At 37.7% G+C, this 6941-nt stretch carries 6 protein-coding genes; all 6 read left to right on the top strand.

The genetic code is table 11. The features are described 5' to 3' along the window. The first annotated feature begins 376 nt into the window (after nt 1-376). The 6 genes from K5Q34_RS11535 to K5Q34_RS11510 all read left to right on the top strand — a co-directional run bounded on the left by K5Q34_RS11535 (nt 377) and on the right by K5Q34_RS11510 (nt 6690). Nucleotides 377-2119 (top strand): LPXTG cell wall anchor domain-containing protein, encoded by a 1743-nt coding sequence (locus K5Q34_RS11535; protein WP_221865051.1) that lies wholly within the window; start codon nt 377-379, stop codon nt 2117-2119. An 80-nt stretch (nt 2120-2199) separates the two neighbouring features. Then, the gene (locus K5Q34_RS11530) at nt 2200-2490 is read left to right on the top strand and encodes a hypothetical protein (protein WP_105136605.1); all 291 of its coding nucleotides are present in this window, start codon (nt 2200-2202) and stop codon (nt 2488-2490) included. A 20-nt stretch (nt 2491-2510) separates the two neighbouring features. Next, on the top strand, nt 2511-2978 hold the full coding sequence (locus K5Q34_RS11525) for a hypothetical protein (RefSeq protein ID WP_221865050.1): 468 nt from the start codon (nt 2511-2513) through the stop codon (nt 2976-2978). Between the two features lie 10 nt (nt 2979-2988). Then, nucleotides 2989-4623, top strand: coding sequence for an FtsK/SpoIIIE domain-containing protein (locus tag K5Q34_RS11520; RefSeq protein ID WP_253214127.1), 1635 nt, complete (start codon nt 2989-2991; stop codon nt 4621-4623). A gap of 380 nt (nt 4624-5003) precedes the next feature. After that, on the top strand, nt 5004-6275 hold the full coding sequence (locus K5Q34_RS11515) for a replication initiation factor domain-containing protein (protein ID WP_184496071.1): 1272 nt from the start codon (nt 5004-5006) through the stop codon (nt 6273-6275). A gap of 28 nt (nt 6276-6303) precedes the next feature. Continuing rightward, entirely contained in the window at nt 6304-6690 is a 387-nt protein-coding gene (locus K5Q34_RS11510; protein ID WP_221865049.1) for a hypothetical protein, read from the top strand. Nucleotides 6691-6941 lie beyond the last annotated feature (251 nt).

Below are 6941 nucleotides of genomic sequence, written 5' to 3'. Positions count from 1 at the left end.
GTTCAAAACCATTTGAGGAACGTATTCGTCGCTCTGTAGATGATAAGACAAAGTTTGTTACCAGGGATGAGGTGAAGGCCTTATTAAAAGGTCTATTCAATTTACTATAGCTATTATAAGAAAGTTGAGAATTCAGTTATGATTTGGAAACTGTTTGTGATTGGTATTTGCTTATTTTTAGTGTTTACTTGTTGGGCAGTTTGTTATGTTGGAGCGAACTATCCTAAAAATAGGAAGGAGAAGTAGTATGATATATCAAAATAAATAAAACAAGACAATTCTTATTGGTTGAAGTCATGAGTTATCATGGCTTTTTTCTTTGACCGCAACGTCATTAAACTAAGAAAGAAAAACAAAAGAAAAGGAGATTCAAGAAATGAATCAAACAAGAGTAAATGGATACGGATTCTTCCGTAAATCAAAAGCCTATGGCTTGGTGTGTGGTATTGGACTTGTGGTAGGCGCTTTGATTACAACCTTTGGCATGTCCCATGTTGCTTTGGCAGAAGAGGTAGCTCCAGTACCAGCAACTACTGTAGAAGCTAGTGTAGAGTCAGTTTCGGTTGAAAGTGTAACAGCTGGAATGATTTCTACAACGACAGAAGCGAATGATGTTTCTAATCAAGCTCAGGTAACTGGGGATATTAGTTTATCAGATGTCAATAGTGGTTTTTCAAATGATAGTTTGACAGTTGATACGACTATTGTAGGTAGTGTATCTGAGGGTGATTATGTTGACTATACTTTGCATAATTTGCCATTGAATCCAGCTTTGGCAAACTCAGATGTATCAATGGCAAATGGTGAGGTGATTGGTCGCTATACAGTTGTTTCAAGTCACTACAATGATAATTATGATGCTCAAAATAATCCTAAACCAAACACTGATTTAGAAAAACAAGCTTTGACGACAGACACGATGAAGGCGACCAGCATTGTTCGTGTTACTTTTAATCACTTAGCTTCCACTTTAGATAACATTCGTTATTCATGGTCATATACGAATGTTCAGGAGCCACATTATATTGCTGATAAGGAATATCAATATGAAAAATCAGTTGAAGTTGCTGGTAATAAAGTGATTAGTGAAACCGTTACAGTTCCTGCTGTTTATAAAGACCCTATTCCTCGCACACATGGTGAGTTTGGATATGCTAAGGTCATGAATACTGGTGATGGACAAAATATGGAAGGTACATTGTCTTTCGGTGTTAGGTTAACCAATGGTGACAGTATTCCAGTTGGTTCAATCTTATCTTATCGTTTGCCAGATGATACATTAGTTTTTGATGTTTCGAAGATTGAGGTTGGCTCTATTAAACGTAGTTCAACCTCACGTGGCTATTTTGATGAAGCACAATTGAATGCTGATAGGGTTGTATTGAATGAGCGGGGCTATGCGAATGCTAAAGTAGTTTCTGTAACGCCACATGAAGTTGTTTTGGAGTACACGGAAGCTTTGATTGCTTCACCGTCTAAAACCTCGTTTGTTTTCCCTGTTATTTCAAATCCAACAGCTGATCAAATTATAAATGATGGTAAGACTCAGCATCTTTCAAATACTGTTGTGACATTGAATGGCATCGATAATCCGACTGAGGTTGATGTTCAAATCGAAGGGGTAGCTATCAACGCAAGTGGTTCGCTACAAAGAGGAACTGTTGTGGAAATTAACAAGACTTCTGATGGGGTGATTTTATCTGAAATTTCTTTAACAGATGGAGAAGTTGTTGTCGGGACACCTTATAATACTCAGGAACAAGAAGATACCATCATTGGAGCAGATGGTAAGGTTTATCGTTTGATTAAAAAGGCTGATAATTCAGTTGGTACTGTTCAAAAAGGACGTACTGAAGTTGTCAATGTGTATGAGCTTTATGTCAATGATAATCCTGACATTTTAAACGAGGTTGTTATTGATACATCTGAGTCACAAAAACTGGAAGCTCAGAAGCCACAAGTGTTGGTGAATGTAGAGAAACCACAAGCACCTGCAAAAGTAGAGAAAGCTCAATTGCCTAACACAGGTGATGCGGCATCTTACAGCTTGTCAGTTGCAGGTGTAGTAACATTGTTTACAAGCCTTCTTGGACTACGTAAACGTAAGGAAAACGAATAGTAGTTTGTTTATGAGTGACCTAGGCATGTCTTAAAACTGCCTATTTATTTTTAAAAGAAAAAAAGAAAAAGAGGAAAAACATGGAAATTAAAGATTTAGTCTTAAAAAATGGTATTTTAAAGGATCTTGTATATCTAGGTCAGGTGGATACTTTAAATAGTTTTAATGGTGTTAGTGGACAATTTCAAGTTCATCAGGTTACAGATCGAAAAGGTATGATTTTTCATGTTGTGACCAAAGCAAGTGCAGATTTATTTGAAGTGAAGTCAGCTATTGAATTGGTGAATCCAGCGTTTTTTGTGGATGAGCTTTATGGTGCAAGTACTGTTCCAGCTATCAATGTACAAGCAGAAAAAATTGTTAAGAAATAGAAAGTAGAGGAAAAGAGAATATGGCAGTAAAAGGATTAGGAATTGATTTTGGAGAACGTCAGCTTCTTGCAGGTAAGAAACATGAAGTGATGAATGATTATGTGGATGTGCCAGCTAGTCTAGGGACACTAACCTTTATTGGTCTAGGGAATCCAGCGTTTAAGGAAGAAGAAGTAGAAGTAAATGGTCAGATGCAGACAGTAAATACTGGGGAAATTATTGGCTATGAGGTTCGAGTCTACTCAGAAAAATATAAGCTGGCTGATACGGTTACTCTATTAGACCATGGTCGTAGCGATTTAGAAGCGTTAGGGATTCAATTTGATGATGAGGTAGAGTTGATTGCGCCAAGTATTGCGATTTCTCGTATGTCACGTGGTCGTACCAATTTGAAATTGTATGCAGGTGGTATTCGTAAAAAGGGGAATGTTTCTCAACCAAAAGCAGACCAACCTAAGAAAGACCAACCAAACGAACATAAAGGGTAAGGTGGTATAGATGCGCTTGCTACCACGTTATAGGGGCTTACGTGTGCGTCCTTATATGCGCTATATGAAAGCTATTTTAGTTTTTCTGATTGCGATGTTAGGTCTCATTCCGATAGCTTTTTATGCGTATATTTTAAAAGATAAACTCATGGAGGTAGATATTTTGTCTATCTCCATTGTTTCATCTTTAGTTGTTGTATGGTTAGCTATATCTTTCTATTTAGGTCATATTTTAATTGAACAGACTGTCTTCTTCGCAAAGTGGGATAGACTACAACGTTTAGCCCGTTTTCTATTTGAGAATCGTTATTATTATGAAAAGAAAACAAAGGATAAGGTCAGTTATCGTTTTCCGCGTATTTATATCAAACAGAATAAGTATGATTTAGAAATTTCATTTGAAATGGCAGGTTCTAAGTTCCAACAAAAATTCAAGCAAATTGGCGGAGACCTAGAACTTACATTTGCGATGGATTTCATGGAGACAGAAGATGATGAGCGTTTCAAGACCTATCGTCTAGCTTATTCTGCCTTGTTAAGTCGAATTAATGTGGATGAAGTGACCTATGACTCTGAAAATGGTGTTCGTCTCATGAAAAACTTCTATTGGGATTTTACCTCAGACCCTCATTTACTGGTTGCTGGTGGTACTGGAGGAGGAAAAACAGTATTTCTTCGTTCTCTTGTACTCTGTTTAAGTAAAATAGGGATAGTGGAAATTTGCGATCCAAAACGAGCGGATTTCGTCCCATTGGGTAAGACAGCAGTCCTTAAAGATAGAGTTTACATTGAAAGAGAAGCTATGATTTCTGCGATGGAACGTGCTGCTCAGCGAGTATCAGATAGAAATGACTACATGAACCAACAAATGGATGAAATGGGAGAAAATGACCTGCGTAAATTCTCTGAATATGGTCTAGATCCATATTTTCTTGTGATAGATGAATTTAACGCCTTTATGTCTTCTCTAGATGGTAGACAACGAGAACGAGCAGAAGTTGCTCTTACGAATATCAGTCTCTTAGGTCGTCAATCAGGAGTCTATCTTATTCCAGCCATGCAGAAACCAACATTAGATGATATTCCTAGCAAGGTCCGTGATAACCTTAGTATGCGTATTGTTGTTGGTCGTTTATCCAGTACAGGCTATGATATGATGTTTGGAGATGTCAACCGAACCAAAGAATTTAAATTTATGAAGTATATTGGTGGTATGCGTGTATATGGTCGTGGTTATGCATCTATTATGGGGGAAGTGGCACGAGAATTTTTCTCACCGTTTCTGCCAAAAGATTTCTCATTCTATGATGCCTTCGCCCAATTAGAGAGACGGGAGGATAAAATCCAACCTACAGTAGTCAAGAAAACGAGTGAAGAAGTGGACGACCAAGGTATCCCTATTCAGCCATTCCAGAAGACGTTAACTGAATTTGCGAAAGAAATAGGTGAAGACCGTAGAAAACTAAAACGCTTGTGTGATATGGTGCATTCTCTTAAAGACTGGGACTTTTCTATTGATGAGAAGGGGCAAATTGTCTTGTCGATGGAGGATGAGCGCTTATTGTCTTCTTTAATAGCTGAAATTGACGCTACGGACAAAACGTGGAAAGAGGTCATTTTAGCGTTTGAAATAGAGACACTTTAGAGAGGTTTTGGAGTGCCTTTCTGCGTGCTGGGCTAAAACAGGAGCGAGGGCTAAAACGGCGAGTGGCGCAAGCCACGAAGCCGTGCTGAAGCTCCTGTGCCAGTATCGCAGGAAGGTACTCCAAAATTTCACAAACTCCCCAATTTCTAATAGGGGGGTAAAGATTGGGAAAACCCCAAAAATGACCCTCCTCAAACCGTTGTGGGAGTAGAGCTGAGGTCGATTTTAAAGTTGGACACCAAGATATAAAAAGTGTGGACACAAAAAGGAAGGTTTTTGCTATAAATACATTGTGAAATTTGTTGAAGAAAGGAGAATGTTTGGAATTGGTAAAGGATACAATCGTCAATAAGACGTTGTTGTCTCACTTTAGAAAAAGTATTAAAGTGAAATATGATGAAACGATTAAAAAAGGAAAACGAACCTTGACGCAAAAACAGTTTGCGGAGTTGGCAGAAATTCCGTTAGATACTTTGAAACATTATGAAAGCGGTAGACGTAAGTTAACCACTGAAAAATTCTTAGAGATTAAGAAAACGGTTCGTCAGAACTTGGGCTATCGTGAATCGGATAAGGCTAGGGTGCGAGTGATGATTGACTACCTGCGTATTACCTTTAAGGAAGTGAAGGATTTAAAATGGTTCTGTCAGGAGTATCTATATTGCGACTTGAAAGATTTCTCTAGTGAAGCAACTGGACTGATGAGGTATACGCATTTATGGCGTAGAGGAGATGTTTGGATTTTTGATTATGCGGATCGAACAATTTCAGGAAATTATCAAATAACACTGCAATTATCGGGTGCAGGCTGTCGTCAATTTGAATTGTTGCTGGAACGTGCAGGTAAGACTTGGATGGAAGCTTTACAGAAAATGGCTACGGAACGTAAAGATATGAGTGTTACACGGATTGATATTGCCATGGATGAGATGTGGTTAGGCTATGGTCATGAGGACGAACAGTTAGATTTGTTTACCTTGGTTGAAAAAAGACGAACTAATGAGATGATGTTTGACCGAATAGAAGGATTTAATCATATTGGCGGAGGTTCTTATTCTACAGATAAAAATGGTAACGTCACCTATACAGATAATGGACTCTCTATTTATTGTGGTAGCCGTCAAAGTACCATGTTTTTTAACTTCTACGAAAAACGTTACGAATTAGCTAAAAAAGAACGAATGACTGTAGATGAAGCCTTGGCAGTGTTTGAAGTTTGGAATCGATATGAATTGCGTTTTTCAGATACAAAGGCGCAAGCTGTTGTTTCAGAATTTATTGCTGGGGTGGACATTGCGGAAGTTGCTCGAGGAATTTTAGCCAAAGAAATACAAGTCTATCATGGAACAAATGCCTATGGCGCTTATCTCCACTATGATAAATGGCAACGTCTCTTTGGCGGAGTAGAACCATTGAAGCTGTCTACTCAACCAGAAGAATACAATATTTTGCGTACGGTGAAGTGGCTCATTCATCAGGTCTCTAATAGTATTGCTTTAATCAGTGAAGCAGATAAGAAGATGGCAACTAGCTATTTGAAAATGATTATTGAATCCGGAGAAATTGGTGACAAGGAGAAGAAAATACTGGAGCAACTGAATTATGAAGATAAGCAATATCTCGATGAGTTTTTCGGTTTGAAGGTCGCATAATTGTTTTATTTTTTTGATAGGTGGATATATGAATACTATTCAATTGATTGAGGAATATCTTGTAAAACAGATTGATAAATTGGACTTCGTGATAGACGATGTCCTTTTTTTAATGCCTGATTCGTATTTCTATCCTCCTGAAATTCACCAAGGCGAACTTTCTGCGATAAGAAATCAATTAAACACGTTGATTCGTAAGAAAAATTTTCCAGCTTATCGTCATGATAGAAATATTGATTATCAGTATAACAGGCTGTTGAAGAAGTATGAAGCGAGTCTCTCTGCTTTAGCGGTTAAGAAACGTAACCAGCTACGTGAGGAGTTGTTAGTTGAAACAGATGAGATGAAGTGTGCGTGTATGATTAGCCTGATTAAGGAGTATAACTTGTTAGGTCGTCTACGAGCCTATGAATGAAAGGAAATAAGCTATTATGATAAAAAATCGCTCTCCAACAAACTTGAATAAATAAGTGAACAGACAGTAGAAAAAGATAAAAACAGAAAGATAAAAGGAAAAGAAAAGATGGCTACAAAAGAAGAAAAAAATAAAGTGATTACAGATATTAAAAAGACTGCTGGTTTGCTTGGAGAATCGCTACAGGCTCGTGATTGGGAACAGGCTTATGAATATCATGAAAGCTTGAAAAAACACCTTGAAAATGAATT

Origin of the sequence: Streptococcus sp. 2018110 (genome assembly GCF_019754115.1) — a bacterium.
Classification (GTDB): Bacteria; Bacillota; Bacilli; order Lactobacillales; family Streptococcaceae; genus Streptococcus; species Streptococcus hashimotonensis.
This window is presented reverse-complemented; position numbering and strand designations above follow the sequence as displayed.